This is a genomic window from Geodermatophilus sp. SYSU D00708, assembly GCF_054050115.1.
Genome location: NZ_JBJGYS010000007.1, coordinates 144,041 through 161,692, shown reverse-complemented (window position 1 = coordinate 161,692; position 17,652 = coordinate 144,041). Strand labels below are relative to the sequence as shown.

Annotated in this window: 15 protein-coding genes and 1 tRNA gene; 5 read left to right on the top strand and 11 right to left on the bottom strand. The window is 74.6% G+C overall.

Annotation, left to right across the window (positions count from 1 at the left end; genetic code table 11):
- Positions 1-61: 61 nt before the first annotated feature.
- Positions 62-718: an aminodeoxychorismate/anthranilate synthase component II gene (locus ACI79D_RS08790; protein WP_456917987.1), complete on the top strand. Its 657-nt coding sequence runs from the start codon at positions 62-64 to the stop codon at positions 716-718.
- A 58-nt stretch (positions 719-776) separates the two neighbouring features.
- On the opposite strand, the gene pknB is transcribed toward ACI79D_RS08790, so the two are convergent.
- From pknB to ACI79D_RS08755, 7 genes are all read right to left on the bottom strand, one after another.
- Positions 777-2,732, bottom strand: a complete 1,956-nt coding sequence (gene pknB / locus ACI79D_RS08785; RefSeq protein ID WP_456917986.1) for a Stk1 family PASTA domain-containing Ser/Thr kinase — start codon at positions 2,730-2,732, stop codon at positions 777-779.
- A 133-nt stretch (positions 2,733-2,865) separates the two neighbouring features.
- Complete coding sequence (locus tag ACI79D_RS08780; RefSeq protein WP_456917985.1) at positions 2,866-4,704, bottom strand: serine/threonine protein kinase; 1,839 nt, start codon at positions 4,702-4,704, stop codon at positions 2,866-2,868.
- A complete protein-coding gene (locus tag ACI79D_RS08775; RefSeq protein ID WP_456917984.1) occupies positions 4,704-6,146 on the bottom strand; it encodes a peptidoglycan D,D-transpeptidase FtsI family protein in 1,443 nt (480 codons plus the stop codon). The genes ACI79D_RS08780 and ACI79D_RS08775 overlap by 1 nt, the downstream gene beginning before the upstream one ends.
- Positions 6,143-7,561: an FtsW/RodA/SpoVE family cell cycle protein gene (locus ACI79D_RS08770; protein ID WP_456917983.1), complete on the bottom strand. Its 1,419-nt coding sequence runs from the start codon at positions 7,559-7,561 to the stop codon at positions 6,143-6,145. The genes ACI79D_RS08775 and ACI79D_RS08770 overlap by 4 nt, the downstream gene beginning before the upstream one ends.
- A 43-nt stretch (positions 7,562-7,604) precedes the next feature.
- The gene (locus ACI79D_RS08765) at positions 7,605-8,993 is read right to left on the bottom strand and encodes a PP2C family protein-serine/threonine phosphatase (RefSeq protein WP_456917982.1); all 1,389 of its coding nucleotides are present in this window, start codon (positions 8,991-8,993) and stop codon (positions 7,605-7,607) included.
- A 55-nt stretch (positions 8,994-9,048) separates the two neighbouring features.
- Positions 9,049-9,510 (bottom strand): FHA domain-containing protein FhaB/FipA, encoded by a 462-nt coding sequence (locus tag ACI79D_RS08760; RefSeq protein ID WP_456917981.1) that lies wholly within the window; start codon positions 9,508-9,510, stop codon positions 9,049-9,051.
- Between the two features lie 96 nt (positions 9,511-9,606).
- The gene (locus tag ACI79D_RS08755; protein WP_456917980.1) at positions 9,607-10,419 is read right to left on the bottom strand and encodes an FhaA domain-containing protein; all 813 of its coding nucleotides are present in this window, start codon (positions 10,417-10,419) and stop codon (positions 9,607-9,609) included.
- Between the two features lie 174 nt (positions 10,420-10,593).
- On the opposite strand from ACI79D_RS08755, the gene ACI79D_RS08750 reads away from it, so the two are divergent.
- Positions 10,594-10,679 (top strand) — tRNA-Leu (locus tag ACI79D_RS08750).
- 1,420 nt (positions 10,680-12,099) lie between these two features.
- The gene (locus tag ACI79D_RS08745; RefSeq protein ID WP_456917979.1) at positions 12,100-12,345 is read left to right on the top strand and encodes an STAS domain-containing protein; all 246 of its coding nucleotides are present in this window, start codon (positions 12,100-12,102) and stop codon (positions 12,343-12,345) included.
- A gap of 77 nt (positions 12,346-12,422) precedes the next feature.
- On the opposite strand, the gene ACI79D_RS08740 is transcribed toward ACI79D_RS08745, so the two are convergent.
- Together ACI79D_RS08740 and ACI79D_RS08735 are read right to left on the bottom strand one after the other, a co-directional pair.
- On the bottom strand, positions 12,423-13,709 hold the full coding sequence (locus ACI79D_RS08740; RefSeq protein WP_456917978.1) for an MFS transporter: 1,287 nt from the start codon (positions 13,707-13,709) through the stop codon (positions 12,423-12,425).
- Positions 13,702-14,751: an AraC family transcriptional regulator gene (locus ACI79D_RS08735; RefSeq protein ID WP_456917977.1), complete on the bottom strand. Its 1,050-nt coding sequence runs from the start codon at positions 14,749-14,751 to the stop codon at positions 13,702-13,704. The genes ACI79D_RS08740 and ACI79D_RS08735 overlap by 8 nt, the downstream gene beginning before the upstream one ends.
- Before the next feature lie 209 nt (positions 14,752-14,960).
- Here ACI79D_RS08735 and ACI79D_RS08730 point away from each other — a divergent pair, with 209 nt between their 5' ends.
- Together ACI79D_RS08730 and ACI79D_RS08725 are read left to right on the top strand one after the other, a co-directional pair.
- Positions 14,961-15,203, top strand: coding sequence for a response regulator transcription factor (locus ACI79D_RS08730; protein WP_456917976.1), 243 nt, complete (start codon positions 14,961-14,963; stop codon positions 15,201-15,203).
- Positions 15,204-15,300: 97 nt separating this feature from the next.
- The gene (locus ACI79D_RS08725) at positions 15,301-15,810 is read left to right on the top strand and encodes a hypothetical protein (protein ID WP_456917975.1); all 510 of its coding nucleotides are present in this window, start codon (positions 15,301-15,303) and stop codon (positions 15,808-15,810) included.
- A gap of 465 nt (positions 15,811-16,275) precedes the next feature.
- On the opposite strand, the gene ACI79D_RS08720 is transcribed toward ACI79D_RS08725, so the two are convergent.
- Both ACI79D_RS08720 and ACI79D_RS08715 read right to left on the bottom strand, forming a co-directional pair.
- The gene (locus ACI79D_RS08720; protein WP_456917974.1) at positions 16,276-17,049 is read right to left on the bottom strand and encodes a sulfite exporter TauE/SafE family protein; all 774 of its coding nucleotides are present in this window, start codon (positions 17,047-17,049) and stop codon (positions 16,276-16,278) included.
- Positions 17,046-17,621 (bottom strand): rhodanese-like domain-containing protein, encoded by a 576-nt coding sequence (locus ACI79D_RS08715; RefSeq protein ID WP_456917973.1) that lies wholly within the window; start codon positions 17,619-17,621, stop codon positions 17,046-17,048. The genes ACI79D_RS08720 and ACI79D_RS08715 overlap by 4 nt, the downstream gene beginning before the upstream one ends.
- Between the last annotated feature and the right edge of the window lie 31 nt (positions 17,622-17,652).

Below are 17,652 nucleotides of genomic sequence, written 5' to 3'. Positions count from 1 at the left end.
CGGGTCCCGCCCTGAGCCTGCGAAGGTGGGGAGGACGGGGTCCTTTTGGTACACAGGGACCGTGAGTCGTCCCGTCCTCGTCGTCGACAACTTCGACAGCTTCGTCTACAACCTGGTCCAGTACCTGGGCCAGCTGGGCGTGCACTGCATCGTCCGCCGCAACGACGCGGTCACCGTCGACGAGCTCGCCGGCCTCGACGTCGCCGGGGTGCTGCTCTCGCCCGGACCGGGCACGCCGGCCGACGCCGGCGTGACGGTGCCGATGGTGCGCGCCGCCGCCGAGGCCGGGACGCCGGTGCTCGGCGTCTGTCTCGGCCACCAGGCGATCGCCGAGGCCTTCGGCGCGGAGGTGGTGCGGGCGCCCGAGCTGCTGCACGGCAAGACCAGCCAGGTCGTGCACGACGGGGTCGGCGTGCTGGCCGGCCTGCCCTCGCCGTTCACCGCCACCCGCTACCACTCCCTGGCCGTGGACCGGGACACCGTGCCCGACGAGCTGGAGGTCACCGGGACGACGCGCTCGGGGATCGTCATGGCGCTGCGGCACCGCGCGCTGCCGATCGAGGGCGTGCAGTTCCACCCCGAGTCGGTGCTCACCGAGGGCGGGCACCGGATGCTGGCCACCTGGCTGGAGACCTGCGGCCTGGCCCCCGACCCGGACGCCGTTGAGGCCGCCAGCGCCGCCGCCCACCGGCTCACCACGGTCGCCACGCCCGGCTGAGCTCCCAGACGCACGAAGGGCCCCTCCCGCGCCGGGAGGGGCCCTTGGTGCGTCTGCCTCAGTTGTCGCCGGAGCCGCCGCCCCCGCCGCCACCGCCGGGACCCGAGTCGTCGTCCTCGTCCCCGGTCCCGCCGGCCGGCTCCTCGCCGACGGTGAGGGTGACCGTGCCGTCGGGGGCCACGGAGCCGCCGGCCCGCGGCGAGACGGCGAGCACGACGCCCACGTCGCCGGGGTCGGAGGCCTCCGTGGTCTCCACCGTCACCGTGCCGGTGAAGCCGGCCTGCTGCAGGGCCGCGCGGGCCTCGGCCTCGGTCGAGCCGACCACGTCGGGCACCTCGACCTCGCCCGGCCCGCTGGACACCTGCAGCGTGATCCCGTCGCCGGCGGCCGCCTGGCTGTTCGCGGCGGGGTCCATGGCGATCACGGTGCCCTCGGGCTGGTCGGACTCGGTCTGCTCGGGGGTGACGTTGGTGAAGCCCGCGTCCCGCAGCGCCTGCGTGGCGGCCGCCTGCTGCTGGCCCACGACGTCGGGCAGCGGGGCGTTGCCGTCGGAGACCGACAGGGTCACCGCGGTGCTCGGGTCCACGGCGCTGCCCTCGGCCGGGTTCACGTCGACGACGGTGCCCTCGGCCTGCAGCGAGTCGACGTCGTCGGTGTTGACCCGCTGGAAGCCGGCGTTCTGGAGGGTGGTCCGGGCACGGTCGGCGTCCAGGCCGATGACCGCCGGCACCTCGACGGTGTCCACGCCGCCGCCGATGACCAGCGCGACCGCGAAGTCGGGGGCGACCTGCGCGCCGCCGGCCGGGTCGGTGCTGATCACGAGCCCCTCCTGCTCCTCGGAGCTGGGCGCGGTGGTGACCTGTCCGACCCGCAGGCCGGCCGCCTCGAGGGACTGGGTGGCCGCGGCCTCGTCCTTGCCGACGAGGTCGGAGGGCACCGCCACCTGGGCGACGGCCGGCGGCTCCTCGTCGTCCCCGGAGTTCAGGACGAGCGCCAGGGTGACCACGCCGCCGATGAGCACCACCGCCGCGACGACGGCCGCGATGACCCGGTTGCGCTTCTTCTTGCGGGCGGCGTCGTCCTCGTCGTCCCAGTCGGCCTGGCCGTAGCCGGCGGGCGCGCCGAGGATCGTGGTCTTCTCGGCGTCGCCCATCACCGGCGTGGCCTCGACCTGCTGGCCGGCCAGTGCCCGGAGCAGGTCGTTGCGCATCTCCGCGGCCGACTGGTAGCGGTTGGCCGGGTTCTTGCTCATCGCCTTGAGCAGGATCGCGTCGAGCTCCGGCGGGATGGCCGGGTTGATCGACGACGGCAGGCGCGGGTCCTCCCGCACGTGCTGGTAGGCCACCGAGACCGGCGAGTCGCCGGTGAACGGCGGCGCCCCGGTCACGAGCTCGTAGAGCAGGCAGCCCACCGAGTAGACGTCGGAGCGGGCGTCGACGCCCTCGCCGCGCGCCTGCTCGGGGGAGAGGTACTGCGCGGTGCCGATGACCGCCGCGGTGGAGGTCATCGTCGCGGCGGAGTCCGAGACCGCCCGCGCGATGCCGAAGTCCATGACCTTGACCGTGCCCTGGGGCGTGATCATCACGTTCCCGGGCTTCACGTCGCGGTGGACGATGCCGTTGCGGTGGCTGAAGTCGAGGGCGCCGCAGATGTCGGCCGACAGGCTCATGGCCCGCTCCGGGGAGAGCACGCCCTCCCGGCGGAGCACGTCGCGCAGCGTCTGGCCCTCGACGTACTCCATGACGATGTACGGGGTGGCGCCGTTGGCGGTGCGGTCCTCGCCGGTGTCGTACACCGCGACGATCGCCGGGTGGTTCAGCGATGCGGCCGCCTGCGCCTCGCGCCGGAAGCGGACCTGGAAGGACGGGTCGCGGGCGAGGTCGCTGCGCAGGACCTTGACGGCGACCTCGCGGCCCAGCCGCAGGTCGCGGCCGCGGTGCACCTCGGCCATGCCGCCGCGGCCGAGCACCCCGCCGATCTCGTACCGCTCACCGAGCACCTGCGGCGTGGTCATCAGGGGTCCTCTCGGGCGGTGCGGTCCTGCGTCCAGGGGGGAGGGAGGCACGGGGGAGCACTGTGGACGGATGGGCCGCCGGGGAGCCTAACCGCTCCGGTGGCCCGGATCCGGGCGGCGCGGGCGAGTGCGATCACGCCGTCCCGTCCGGTGCGCCCGCACCCAGCACCGTGCCGCCGTTGCCAGCTGCGGGTCCGCCGGGGCGCTCGTCGGCGTCGGTCGCGGTGGTGGGGGCAGGGGTCCCCTCGGCCGGCGGTTCCTCCTCGGCCGGCGGTTCCTCCTCGGCCGGCGGCTCCTCCTCGTCCTGGTCCGGCTCGGTCTGCTGGGTCGGCGGGGCCGTCGTCGTCCGCCGGGTCGTGGGCGCCGGCGCCTGGGAGGTCTGCTCGTCCTCGGTGGGCTCGGCCGTGGTCGTGGGGGCCGTGGTGGTCTCGGGGGCCTGGGAGGGCTCCTCCTCACCGCTGTCGGGCGCGAAGTCCTGCGGTGCGTAGAAGAGGGTCACCGTGTCGCCTTGACCGACCGTGCCGCCGCTCGGGTCGAGGGCGGCGACCTCACCCTGGTCCAGGGCGAGGCCGGCCGCGGCCAGCCGGGCGGCGTCGGCCGGCTCCTGCTGGACGACCAGCCCCAGGCCCAGGCCCTCGAGCTCGGCCTGGACGTCGTCGGCGGGCCGGCCGACGAACCGGGCCGGGTCGATGGTGAACGTGCCGGCCGACGTCGTGGCGGGAGGCGCCGAGGTGGTCGTGGCCCCGGGGGTGCCGGCGCCCGGGTCGTCGTTGCCGGCGAGCAGGAACCAGGTGCCCCCGCCCACCAGCGCGAGCAGCACCAGCCCGACGACCAGCCAGGTCCAGCGGTTGCGGGACGGCCGCGCGGAGGCGTGCCGCCCGCCGGTGTAGCGGTCCTCCCGGTCCTCGTCGTCGTCCGGACGGCGCAGCGGGGGCATGGTCCCGGGGGCCGTCCCCGGTCCGCCCGCCCCGCCGGTGGAGGCGCCGAACACCTGGGTGCGGTCCTCGGCCATGTCGGGGACCAGCGCGGTGCGGTCGTCGTCGAGGTCGGAGACGACCTGGGTGCGGTCGGTGGCCAGCGGGACCGGGGCGGCGGCCAGCCCGGCGCCGGAGGCGACCCCGTTGCCGGGGGCCAGCCCGTTGCCCGCGGCCACGGAGCGGACGGCGGCGGCGAACGCGGCGCCGTCGGCGAAGCGGTCGGCGGGGTCCTTGGCCAGGGCGCGCTCGATGAGCAGCCGCACCGCGGGCGGCACGTTGGCCGGCAGCGGTGGCGGCGGCCGGTTGATGTGCGCCAGTGCCACGGCGACCTGCGAGGTGCCGTCGAAGGGCCGGCCGCCCGTCAGGCACTCGTAGCCGACGACGCCGAGGGAGTAGACGTCGGAGGCGGAAGTGACGTCGAAGCCCTGCGCCTGCTCCGGGGAGAGGTACTGAGCGGTGCCGACGACCATGCCGGTGCGGGTGAGCGGCGTGGCGTCGCGGGCGCGGGCGATGCCGAAGTCGGTCAACTTCACCACGCCGTCCGGGCGCACGATGAGGTTGCCCGGCTTGATGTCGCGGTGAACGACGCCGGCCTTGTGCGCCGCCGAGAGCCCGTCGGCGGCCTGGCCCAGGACGTGCAGCGTCCAGTCGACGGGGAGCTTGCCCTCCTCGTGGAGGATCGTGACCAGCGGCTTGCCCTCCACCAGCTCCATGACGAGGAACGCCAGCTGGGCGCCGCGCTCGTCCTCGGTCTCCCCGTAGTCGTAGACCGAGGCGATGTTGGGGTGGCTGAGGGCCGCGGTGTGCCGCGCCTCGTTGCGGAACCGCGCGACGAAGCTCGGGTCGCCGGTGAACTCGCTGCGCAGCACCTTGGCGGCGACGACGCGGTCGAGCACGCGGTCCCGGGCCCGCCAGACCTCGCCCATGCCGCCGGTGGCGATCGGGGCGGTGATCTCGTAGCGGCCGGCGAGGATCGTGCCGGTGGAGAGAGCCATCAGCCGCCCTGTCCCTCGAGGTAGGCCTGCATGACCTGACGGGCGATGGGTGCGGACACGTCCCCACCCGTACCCCCGCCGTTGGCGACGAAGACCGCGACCGCGATCTGCGGGTCGTCGGCGGGGGCGAAGCCGATGAACCAGTTGTGGTCGGGGCCGGCGTTCTCCGCCGTCCCGGTCTTGCCGGCGACGGTGACGCCGGGGATGCGGGCGGCGCGGCCCGAGCCGTTGGTGACGACGCTCTCCATCATCTCGGTGAGCTGGTCGGCCACCTCCGGGGTGACCGGCTCGCTCAGCTCCTCCGGGTCGGTCTCGTCGATGACGGACAGGTCCGGGGCGCGCAGCTGGTCGACCAGGTACGGCTGCATGAGCGTGCCGTCGTTGGCGACCGCGGCGGCGATCATCGCGGCCTGCAGCGGGGTCGCCACCACGCTCTGCTGGCCGATCGAGCTCACCCCCAGCTGGGCGTCGTCCTCCGGGTCGCCCATGGTGCTGGGCTCCACCGTGAGCGGGATCTGCCGCTGCTCGCCGTCCATGCCGAACGCCTCGGCCATGTCCCGCACCGCGTCCTCACCGAGGTCGATGCCCAGCTGGGCGAAGGCGGTGTTGCAGGAGATGGTCAGCGCGTCGATCAGCGGCTGCTCGCCGGTGCTGCTGCAGCTCGAGCCGCCGAAGTTCTCCAGCTCGGTGGAGGTGCCGGGGAGGGTCAGCGTGTCCGGCGCCGGGATGACGGTGTCCGGGGTGTAGTCCCCGCTGGCCAGCGCGGCCGCCGAGACGATCACCTTGAACACCGAGCCCGGCGGGTAGTTGTCGCTGATCGCCCGGTTCAGCCGCGGGTCGCGGTCGGCGTCGTTGAGCTGCGCCCAGTAGTCCCGGATCGCCTGCGGGTCGTGGCTGGAGAGCAGGTTCGGGTCGTAGGTGGGCTGGCTGGCCATGCCCAGCACCGCGCCGGTCGACGGGTCGAGCGCGACCACCGCGCCGGTGACGCCGTCGAGGGCGGACATCGCCGCCTCCTGGGTGGCCGGGTCCAGGGTGAGGACGACGTCGCCGCCGCTGGGGTCGCGCCCGGTGAACAGGTCGGCGATGCGCCGGGCGAACAGCCGCGCGTCGTTGCCGGAGAGGACGTCGTTCTCCGCCCGCTCGGTCTGCGCGTTGCCGTACACCAGCGAGTAGTAACCGGTGACCGGCGCGTACACCGGACCCTGCGAGTACTGCCGCAGGTAGGTGAGCCGGTCGTCGGTGGCCACCGACGTCGCGACCTCGGTGCCGGCCACCACGATCGAGCCCCGCTCGCGGTCGTACTCCTCGGTGAGCACCCGGGTGTTGCCGGGGTCGTTGCGCAGCTCGTCGGAGCGCACGACCTGGATGTAGTTGACGTTGACGATCAGCAGCGTGAACAGGACGAGCACGCTGATCGCGACGCGGCGCAGGGGGGCGTTCACGGTGTCACGACCTCGGTCGGGGCGTCGCCGAGCGCCGGCTTCGGCGGTCCGGCGGGGGCGGCCGGGCGGCGGGCGGCGTCGCTGATCCGCACCAGGACGGCGACCAGCACGAAGTTGGCCACCAGCGAGGACCCGCCGTAGGCGACGAACGGGGTGGTCAGGCCGGTCAGCGGCAGCAGCCCGGTGACACCGCCCAGGACGACGAACACCTGCCAGGCGATGGCGAAGGCCAGGCCGGCGGCCAGCAGCTTGCCGAAGGCGTCGCGGACGATCAGCGACGTCCGCAGGCCGCGCTCGACGAGGATCAGGTACAGGATGATCACCGCGACCAGGCCGAAGAGCCCCAGCTCCTCACCGATCGCCGCGGCGATGAAGTCGCTCTTGGCCACCGGCACCTGGTCGGGGCGGCCGCCGCCCAGGCCCGCGCCGAACAGCCCGCCGGTGCCCAGCCCGAACAGCGACTGGACCAGCTGGTAGCCGCCCTCGTCGCGGTAGGCGAACGGGTCCAGCCAGGTGTCGACGCGGACGCGGACGTGGCCGAACAGCTGGTAGGCCAGGAACGCGCCGGCGGCGAACAGGCCGACGCCGATGAGCAGCCAGCTGGCCCGCTCCGTGGCGACGTAGAGCATCACGACGAAGATGCCGAACAGCAGCAGCGAGCTGCCCAGGTCGCGCTCGAAGACCAGCACGAGGATCGACATCGCCCAGGCGACGAGCACCGGCCCGAGGTCGCGGGCGCGCGGCACCTCCAGGCCCATCACCCGCCGGCTGGCCAGCGCCAGCACGTCGCGCTTGTCGACCAGGTAGGCGGCGAAGAAGACGACCAGGCAGATCTTGGCGAACTCGCCGGGCTGGATGCTGAAGCCGGCCACCCGGATCCAGATCTTGGCGCCGTACACCTCGGAGATCGAGGCGGGCAGCACCGCCGGCAGGGCCAGCAGCACCAAGCCGACCAGCGCCAGGGTGTAGGCGAAGCGGGACAGCAGCCGGTGGTCCCGCAGGAGGACCAGCACGGCCACGAACAGCGCCGCGCCCAGGGTGGCCCAGATCAGCTGGACCGGCGCGTCCTCGCGGGTGACGGCGGCGTCGACCTGCTCCGCGGCGAGGTCGAGCCGGTGGATCATGGTCAACCCGAGCCCGCTGAGCAGGGCCACGGCGGGCAGCAGCAGCGGGTCGGCGTACGGCGCGAACTTCCGGACGACGACGTGCAGCACCGCCCACAGCGCGGTGAACCAGCCCCCGAACGTGGCCAGCTCCGCGCGCAGCGACCCGGTGATGGTCAGGTCGACGATGCACTGCGCGGCCAGCGTGATGAGGACGGCGAAGCCGAGCATCGCCAGCTCCGTGTTGCGCCGCGTGGGCGGGGCCGAGCCCGCCGCGGCGGCCCGGGGGTCGGTCGAGGGGGCCGCGGTCACGCGACCACCTCCTCTCCTGCCCGGCCGCCTCCTCGGAGCCGGCTCACTGGGCCTCCCGGCAGTCGACTCCGGGCTCGGGCGTCTGCGTCCGCTCGGCGGGAGTCCGCTCGGCGGACCCGGTGGGCGCGGGGCTCTCCGACGGTGACTCGGAACCGTTGTCGGGTGCCGGTGACGTCGGGCTGGCCGACGTCGACAGCGACCGGTCGCTCTCCTCGTCGGTCGCCGGGCAGACCGGCAGGCGGGAGTCGCGCAGCATCGCGACGATCCGGTCGGCGTGGTCGCCGTCGGTGGCCTCGATGCCCCGCCGGACCTTGGTCGCGTCGGCCTGGGTGAGGTCGGTGACGGCGAGGTCGGTCACGTCGGCGACCCGGTTGAGGTCGATCCCCATCAGCGAGGTGTCGATGCCCCGGAAGACGGCGACCTGCTCGCCGTCGGAGGTCTCCTGCACGCCGACGAACCAGTTGGACAGCACCCACACGTAGGCGCCGATGGCGGCCGCGACGAGTACGACCAGCGCGCCCAGGAGCCACAGCAACCGCCGCCGGCGACGGCGCGGCGCCGGAGCGGTGGCCACCGACACCGCTGTCGACGGCGGGGGCGGCGGCGGGTCGGCCAGGGCGGCCCGCCCGGCGGCCGACCGCGGGTCGACCTCGCGCTGTCCGACGTTGTCGCCGGCCGCGCCGTCGACGACCGGGTCGAGGGGGTAGTCGTGCCCGCCGTCCTCCACGACGTCGGCGACGATGACGGTGATGTTGTCCGGGCCGCCGCTGCGCAGGGCCAGCTCGATCAGCCGGTCGGCGGTCGACTGCGGGTCGGGGTCCTTGAGCGCCTCGCCGAGGGTCTCCTCGCTGACCACGCCGGAGAGCCCGTCGGAGCACAGCAGGTAGCGGTCGCCGGCGCGGGCCTCCCGCATCGACAGGTCGGGGTCGACCTCCTGCCCGTTCAGCGCGCGCAGCAGCAGCGAGCGCTGGGGGTGGTGGTTGGCCTCCTCGGGCGTGATCCGGCCGTCGTCGATCAGGGTCTGCACGAACGTGTCGTCGTGGGTGATCTGGGTGAGGACGCCGTCGCGCAGCAGGTAGGCGCGGGAGTCGCCGATGTGGCACAGCGCCAGCCGGCCGCCGGCGAAGAGGACGGCGGTCAGCGTCGTCCCCATGCCCTCCAGCTGCGGGGACTCGCGGATGACCTCGCGCAGGTGCTCGCTGCCGTCGAACACCGCCGACCGCAGCGCCTGCAGCATGTCGCCGGAGGGGGCGTCGTCGTCGAGGTGCTCGAGGGCTGCGATGACGACCTTGCTGGCGACGTCGCCGGCCGCGTGGCCGCCCATGCCGTCGGCGACGGCGAGCAGCCGGGGGCCGGCGTACACCGAGTCCTGGTTGTTGCCGCGGACCAGGCCGCGGTCGGACCGGGCCGCGTAGCGCAGCGCGAGGCTCATCGGATCGTGCTCCCGGAGGTGCCGGCGCTCCACGGGGTGCACGCGCGGGCGAGGGTCATGTGCGCAGCTCCAGGGCCGTCTGGCCGATGCGGATCGGCTGGCCCGGGGACACCAGCAGCGGGCCCTGGACGCGCTGCTGGTCCAGGTAGGTGCCGTTGGTGGAGCCGAGGTCCTCGACGTACCACTGGCCGCCGCGGTTGGTCAGCCGGGCGTGCCGCGAGCTGGCGAAGTCGTCGGTCAGCACCAGGGTGGAGTCGTCGGCGCGGCCGATGAGGATCGGCTGGTCCCCGAGGGTGATCTTGGTCCCGGTCAGCGGGCCGGCGGTGACGACCAGCGTCTTGGGGCCGCGGGTCTTCCGCTTGCCCGCCGCGGCCGCCCGCGGCGGCACCGACGCCACCCGTCCGGCGCGGCCGCCGAACAGGTCGGCCCGGACCACGCGGAAGGCCGCGAAGATGAACAGCCACAACAGCAGCAGGAAGCCGAAGCGGAAGATCTGCAGGACGATCTCGGCCGTCACGGAGCTCCCTCGCTGGCGCTCGTCCGCCCCGCGCCGCGTCGTGCCGTGGTGTCGCGTGACCTCGCCGGCCCGGTCACGTCCCGTCCTCGCGGGGGCTCACGCGCCGTCCTGCCGGTAGACCAGCACCGAGTGGCCGATGCGGATGACGTCGCCGTCGCTCAGCGGCTGACGGGTGATCCGGCGACCGTTGACGAGCGTGCCGTTGGTGGAGCCGAGGTCCTCGGCGATCGCGGTGCCGTTGTCGAGCACCACGTCGACGTGCTTTCGGCTGACCCCGGTGTCGGGCAGCCGGATGTCGGCGTCGGTGCCGCGGCCGATCACGTTGCGCCCGGTGGTCAGCTCGTGGCGCGTGCCCGGACCGTCGACGAGCAGCACGTGGGTGACGCCGGGCTTCGACCCCGCCCGGCCCACGACGGACGACGGCACCTGCCGGCCGGTGTCGGTGGCCATGCGGCCGCGCAGCGGGGGCAGCGGGGGGACCGCGTCGCTGCCGGTCACCGGGGCGGCGGCCTCGTCGGCGCGGGTGCCCGGACGGGCCGGGTCGGCGACGTGCGAGCTGACCTCGAACACGCCGGTGGGCAGCTCCTCGTCCCGCTGGAGGCGGACCTGCACCGCGTCGAAGACCTGGTAGCCCTCGCCCTCGATGTGCTCGGCGACCATGTCGGCCAGCTGGCCGGCCAGCTGCTCGGACCACTCGGCCAGGTGCTCGTAGTCGGTGGAGCCCAGCCGGACGTCGTAGACGTTGGGCGCGAGCACCCGGCCCTCGCCGAGCACCGAGCGCTGCTCGTCGGCCTCGCGGGTCAGCGCCTTGGCGATCTCGGCGGGGTGCACCTTGCCCTTGAAGATCCGGGCGAAGGCCAGGCCGACCATGCCTTCCAGCCGTCGCTCGAAGCGCTGCAGCACACCCACAGTCGCTCCCTCGCGTTCGCCCGGCGGTCCCGATCTACCGCCGTTGATCGTAGCCGGGTGCGGCGCGGCTGACCGTCACGCAACGCCCCAGGCGCCCCACCCGGCACAGCCGTGCGGAGCGGACCGCCCCCCTGCCAGGCAGTCCTCGCCGGGCTGCTAGTGTTCTCGGCGCCAGGGCAAGTGGCGGAATGGCAGACGCGCACGGTTCAGGTCCGTGTGTCCGAAAGGACGTGGGGGTTCAACTCCCCCCTTGCCCACCAGATCGTGGGGATCCCCAGGCACTGGCGGCCGTGGCCGTCATCCGCACGCCGGGCAGCTCGGTTCATCAGGGTCCGACGCCTCCCCGGATGTGCACGGATCCTCGACTGGCGCTCCCACTTCCGCCGCGGCTGCCGCGGTGCCGGTGGAGGGGACTGCGCCCGCCGGGCAGCTCGACACCGGTGCGCTCGTGCCGCACGGACTCGCCGCCCGCTACGGCACCGCTGCCCGCATCGCTGGGATCCGGGCCCCCTACCCCGGGGACGACACGCTCGCCCACGTCGGAAGGGGCGCCGGCGCATCCGACGCCGACCGCACCGACAGCCCCGACGCGGGTGAACCGCTCGCCTCGGTCGTGCACCTCGCGGACCGCGCTCCCCGGCCGGCCCGCGACGGCGGTACCCGGCACGGGCAGGCCGCTCCGATCGACGCCCAGAACCGCGTGAGCTCGGGCAAGGCGCTCAGCGCCCTGGGCCGGGATCAGCGGACCCTCCTGGTGGCCGCGCGTGAGAACGGCCACTCCGTGGTCCGTGCGGGGAAGACAGCCGGCGCTGGCTGGACGCGGTGGTGTCCTGCTCCGCCGCGGCGGGGTGGCGGAAGGCCACGCGAGCCCAGACCGTCTTGCCGCCGTCGGCGTCCGCGCGCCGGCCGTGGTTGACGGACATCTCGGCGACGAGGCCCAGACCGAGCCCGCCCTGGCCGGGGTCGCGGTCGACGGCGGCGGGTGGCCGGTCGCCGGCAGCGTCGCTGTCCTGCAGCAGCCACGGCGCGGAGCGCACGAGCGTCCTCCGGTTGCGATGGGCGGCGCCGGGCCGTGACCGGGAGCACGTTGGAGGGCGGGTCGCGCGGTGGACTCGCCGATGGTCCGGGACCTGCTCAGCGGACGCTTCCCCGTGCACCAACGATGCTGCGGAGACGGGGCGCGTGCCGGGCATGAGCCGACCGGCAGGTGCGCCCCGGACTCGGATGGTCCTCTGTCGCCTGCCGGTGGCGGCGTCTGTACCCCGGCGTCTGCGGTCCAACCTCCGGTCCGCCGGTGTCACCAGCGTCATCGAGCTGCGGGGCGGATGCGAGGGGGAGATCAGGATGCCGTCGCCTCCGGCTCGGTCGGGGCGGTCCGACCACCACCGGAGCGGCATCGGCGCCGGGGTTGCGGACGGACGTGTTCCATGAAAGATGACGTGCAACCCCGCTTGGTGAGAGACAGAGGCCCCTCACCGGTCCGCGGCGCTCCACCGGGCGGGGCCTCGAAGCCACCAGCCCAGTCGCCCAACGCCGACCTGCTGTCGACCCACGGCGAGGTCGGCGAACACCAACCAGTCGGCTGCTCGCAGCAGCGACCGGTGCTCGAGGTCGTCAGCGCCGACGTGGTCAACGGCCTGCGGCCGGGCCGGCGGCTGCTGCCTGAGCAGTGCGCACGACGTGGTCTCCGCGCTGCTGGGCAGTGGGCAACCGCGCTGGACGGTTGAGGTCACCGAGCTGGTCGTCGACCACGCCGGCCTGCGCGCCATCGGGCGCGCCCACCGCCGGGCGCTGCGGCACGACCGCCGGATCACTCTGCGCGGTGCCTCGCCGGCCCTGCGCGGCGCCCTGAGCCGGTCGCACCTGGACCACCACGTCCTGGCAGGCGACGGCGACTCGACCCTGGACGAGCCCACGATGTCCTGACCCGACCGACCGTTGTGCCGGCCCTCAGCCCGGCATCCCGGCGGTCCCCACGGTCGACGGCTCCGCAAGCGGGGGTACTACGAGTCGATCGCCGGTGTCAGTTCTGTGGCGAGGCCTGGGCGGTTCGGGGCGATCTGCCGTCCGATGGTGAGCACGGCCACGGCGGCGAAGGAGACGACCGGCACGAGCCGCAGCGCGGTCGGCAACCCGAACCGGTCGGCGAGCGCTCCGGTGACCACCGGGCCGGCGGTCAGGCCGATGAGGTTGTTGGCCAGGGCGAGCATGCCCAGCGCGCTGGCCCGGATCGAGGCGGGTGTCAGCTCCGCGACCAGGGCACCGGCCGGGCCGGAGGTGCCGGCGGCGAAGAAGACTCCGGCGCCGATGAGGGCGAGTTGCGCCGGCCCGGCGGGCAGGGAGAAGCCGGCGCCGAGCAGGGCCAGCGAGGCCACTGCGTAGCCGATCGCGGTGGTCCAGCGGCGCAGCGGCCGGGTGCGCGCGCGTTGGTCAGTGAGCGCTCCGCAGCCGATCATCCCGACGCCCAGGAGCAGCAGCAGGCCGGCGGCGAGCATGGCGGCGGTCCCCGCGGGGAGCGCGTAGCTGCGGTTGAGGTAGCTGGGCAGCCAGGCCAGCAGGGAGCCGGCGACGAACAGTTGCAGGCCGTTGCCGAGGTAGGTGCACAGCACCGCGGGCGGCGACAGCACCGCCGACAGCGGCGCACGCGGCCGGTCCCCGGCCCCGGCGTCGGGCACGGTGTGGCGGGCGAGCTCGTCGTCGGTGACCAGCATCCGGAACAGGACGAGGAGCACGAGGCCGAGCACGGCCATCGCCGCGACGGCCCACCGCCAGCCGAACCGGGAGGCCAGGGCGCCTGCGAGGGCGATGCCGAGCACTGCCCCGAACGCGGCGCCGGCGGTGAACGCCCCGGACAGCGTCGCGCGGCGGTGGGCGGGGAAGACCCCGAGCACGACGGCGAGGCCGACGCTGCCGTAGGCCGCCTCGCCGACCCCGACGAGTACCCGGGCGGCGAGCAGCTGCCCGTAGTCGGCGGCGAGCGCCGAGCCCAGGGTGGCCAGGCTCCACAGCCCGGCCATCGCCAGGATGGCGCGGCGGCGGCCGAGTCGGTCGCCGAGCACCGACAGCGGAACCGTGAGCACCGCGACGGTGAGCGCGACGACGCTGCTGAGCGCGCCGAGCTGGGTGTCGGTCAGCGCCCATTCGGCCTTGAGGAAGGGGAACACCGCGGCCAGCACCTGCCGGCACATGAAGTCCGACAGCAGCAGCGCGAAGGCCAGCGCGAAGACCACCCAGGGGTAGTGCGCCCGGGTCGCGCCGGGGACCGGCGGGTCGGCGGCGGCGTCAGGCACGGTCGCCGCTCCCGTGCTGCAGCCGCAGGGTCGATGCGGGCCCGGCGCGGCCGCGCTGGCGCCACTCGGTCGCGGTGGTGCCGAAGTGGCCGCGGAACCAGACGGAGAACGCACTAGGCGCGGCGAAGCCCAGCAGATGCGCGATCTCGGTCAGCGAGTAGGCGTCGGTGGCCAGGTACCGCTCGGCCCACCCGGCGCGGATGTCGGTCACGATCGCCGAGAAGGTCTCTCCTTCTTCGGCCAGGTGCCGGTGCAGGGTGCGGGGTGGGACGTGCAAGGCGCGGCTGACGTGCGCCAGAGAGCACCGCCCCGCCGGAAGCAGGACTTCCACCATCGAGCGGACCTGCGCGGTCGCGGTCGCCGGAGGTGGTGGGAGCACGGTGTCCAGCAGCCGGCGGGCGTAGGGCCGCAGCGCCGGATCGGCGGTCACCGTCGGCAGGTCCAGATCGCAGGCCGGGAAGACCACGCCGGTGAACGCCTGGTCGAAGCGCAGGCCCGGGCCGAACACCTGCCGGAACAGACCGAGGTCGGCCGGCGGGCGGTGCGCGATGAGTACGGACAGCGGTTGCCAGTCGGCGCGCACCAGGGAGCGCAGCACGCCGAGCAGGTTGGCCACGGTCAGGTCCACGCTCTGGCGGACCGGTACCGGCGCCCCGAACTCCAGCCAGACCTGCACCGTGGCCAGCCCGTCGGCCTCCAGCAGCCGCAGGTCGAGGATGCCGTTGTAGGCCTGCTCGTAGCGGATCAGCAGGTCCAGGGCGCTGCGCAGATCGGGCTCCTCGCGCAGCACCACGCTGAGCGGGCCGAGTGCTGAGAGTCGCCGGCGCCCGGAGAGCCGGACGGCGAAGTCCTCGACGCCGGACTCCGCAGCCGAGCGCTCCAGCAGCCGGGCGACCGGGACGGCGGGGATCCACTTGTCCTGCTCCGCGAGGTCGGCGATGTTCAGCCCCGCGTCGGTCATCAGCCGTGCCGGGTCCAGGCCGACGGAGCGAGCGAGCTCCGGGTAGCCGGTCAACGCGGCGTAGCGCACGAAGCGGTCCATGTGAGCTCCTTCCGCTGCGCCGGTGGCCAGGATGCGAAAGAGGCCGACCACATCCGTGAAGCGTCCGAGACTGCGGATTCCTAGCGTGACGGCACCTGGAGCCGCGGCGCCCGTACCGGTCGCCCGGCCCCGCGGGGTGCTGCAGAAGTCCGTCGCAGCGGACCGGGAGCGGCCGGGTGCGGTGCGACCGTAGGGAACGGAGCGCCGCCATGCCCGACCCGCCCGCTGCCGAATCCGACGGCGCCCGCAACGACGGAAGGCCGGTCCTGTCTGCCCGGGAGCTCGACGCGCTGCGCCTGCTCGCCGCCGGCCGATCGACCGCGCAGATCGCCGTGGCCATGTCGGTCTCCACGAACACGGTCCGCGCCCGCATCCACCACCTCCGCGCCAAGCTGGACGCCACCAACCGGCAGCAGGTGGTGCCGCGAGCCCGAGACCTCGGGCTGCTCTGACCGAGCCCACCCGAGGACCGGGGCACCGGCCACCGACCGAGGGTGCTCGCTCCGAGGACCAACGGCCCTGTGTCGAAACAGATTGGTTGAGGTCAAGATGACCGCGCACCGCCTGGCAGGCGCGTCCCCCGAGAAGTGGCCGGTCGCATCGCCCGTCCGGCCCGACCGGCAGTGGAGTGGGCCGATGTTCCAGGCGACGGCGGGGACCCTCCAGGCACGCCGCCCCCGGCCCGAGCACAGCGCCCCGGACTGGACCGGAACGTTGCTGCTGGACAAGCTGAGCCCACCACCGCTGGGCTTTCCGCCGCTGCCTCGGCCACGGCTGCTGCAGGCGCTGACCCGCGGGGTGGCCACCACGCCGGTCACGCTGCTGTCCGGCCCCGCCGGTTCGGGGAAGACGGTGCTCGCGGCCACGTGGATGCGCGCGCAGCGGGGCCGCCGCGTGGCCTGGCTGTCGCTCGACGCCGGCGACGACGACCCGACCGTCTTCCCGCCCCATCTCCTGGCGGCGCTCCGGCAGGCCGGGCTGGACCTGCCGGACCGCCCACCTCCGGCGGATAGCCGGCGGCGGCCGCTGCGTCGGCCCAGGTCGGCGCGCCGGCGGTGAGTGCGGTGGTCACGGCCCGGTCCCGCTCGTTCATCAGGTTCCGCACGATGCGCAGGCGGTCGTCCTCGAAGCGCCGAGGACGAGGTCCGGCTGCTCGCGGTCCGCGACCAGGTCGCCGAGGGCCAGCCCACCGGTGCGCGCGCCGCGGACGGGCTGCTCCAGCCGCGCGACCTTCCGGCCGGCGGCCTGCCGTTCCCACAGCGGCCGGTCGTGGCCGGCGCGCTGCCCTCGGAGGTCGAGGCGGAGGGCGTGCCGGGGGCCGCGCCAGCGCCGCGCCCCGCCGGCAGTAGCCGTGTCCGAGGACGGTGGATGGCCGCGGACGGTAGCGGTCGCGTTCACCACGCGAACGAGGACCGAGTTGGCGGCTGAGGGCCGCCTCGGAGCCAGCCGGCACGCGGGGTGCGCCTCCTGCCGGCGGACTTCGGCTCCGCTGCGGACCGCAGCAGGGTGTCGCCGGCCGGCGGGCTACGCGAGCAGGCCGGCGCCGATCTGGACGAGGATGAAGGCCGCGACGGCGAAGACCAGGTAGGCGAACCAGCGGCGTAGTCGGGCGGTGTCGACCCGGCTGGCGATCCGGCCGGCGGCCAGCGCGGTGACGACGGCCGCGGCGGTGAACGCGGCGGTGACCGGCACGTCGAGGGTGGTCTCGCCGGCGTGCGCGGCGAACCCGGCGGCAGAGTTGGCCGCGATGATGACCAGCGACGTGCCGATCGCGGTGGTCATCGGCAGGCCGAGCACGAGGACCAGCACCGGGATGATCAGGAAGCCGCCGCCGACGCCGAGCAGACCGGTGAGGAAGCCGACGGCCAGCCCACCGGCCAGGGTGCGAGGCAGGCAGCGGCGCCAGTTCACCCGCCCGCCGTCGACCGCGCAGGCCGCGCCGGTGGCGGGCTTCTCGGCCAGCATCCGCACGCCCGCGCCGACCATGAGGGCGGCGAACAGGCCGAGGACGACGTCGTCGGGCAGCAGTCGGTTGACCGCGGCGCCGGCGAAGGCGGTGGCCGCGCCGGCCGCGCCGAACAAGACCGCGATGCGCCAGGCGACCCGGCCGGCCCGGAGGCGGGGGAGGAGGGCGACCAGCGAGGTGATGCCGACGACCAGCAGGGAGGTGGCGACGGCCTGGGGCAGGTCCTGGCCGGCGGCGTAGACCAGGGCCGGGACGGCGAGGATCGAGCCGCCGCCGCCGAGCAGGCCGACGAGCGCGCCGATGACCAGCCCGGCGATGACGGCGACGATCACGACCGCAGGGCTTCCCGGGCGTCGTCGACGGTGACCGGGCGGCCACCGCGGTTGTGCGGCAGCTTGGCCAGCGCCGCGCCCATCGCGCAGGTGTCGGTGAGCGCGGCGGTGACCAGGCCTGCGCCGACGCCGCCGGCGAGGAACCGGGCGCGGGGGAAGCGCAGGCTGGCCAGGATGCTGCCGGCGACCAGGCCCCCTGCGACCAGGCGGACCTGGCGCTCCAGGGCCCAGCGGGGGCGGCCGCGGCGGACCGGCTGCCCGGCGGTGGTGTGCGCGGTGATGCCGCCGTCGAGGACGGTCAGCTGCTGTGCGCCGGCCGCGGCCAGCGCCGCGTGCGCGGTGCGGGCGCGGCCACCGGCCTGGCAGACCAGCACGACCGGACCAACCAGCTCACCGGCCAGGTCGGTGGCGTGCTGCTCTACCAGTGGCAGCGGGATGTTGATCGAGCCGGGGATGTGCGCGGTCTCGTACTCCGCCGGGGTGCGCACGTCGACGACGGTGGGTGCGGCGGTGCCGGTCTGCTGCGCGGTCAGCTCGGCAGGGGTGATCAGGTCAGGGGTGCGGGGGTTCACGGGGATCGTCCTCCGGATCGAGTGCCGAGAG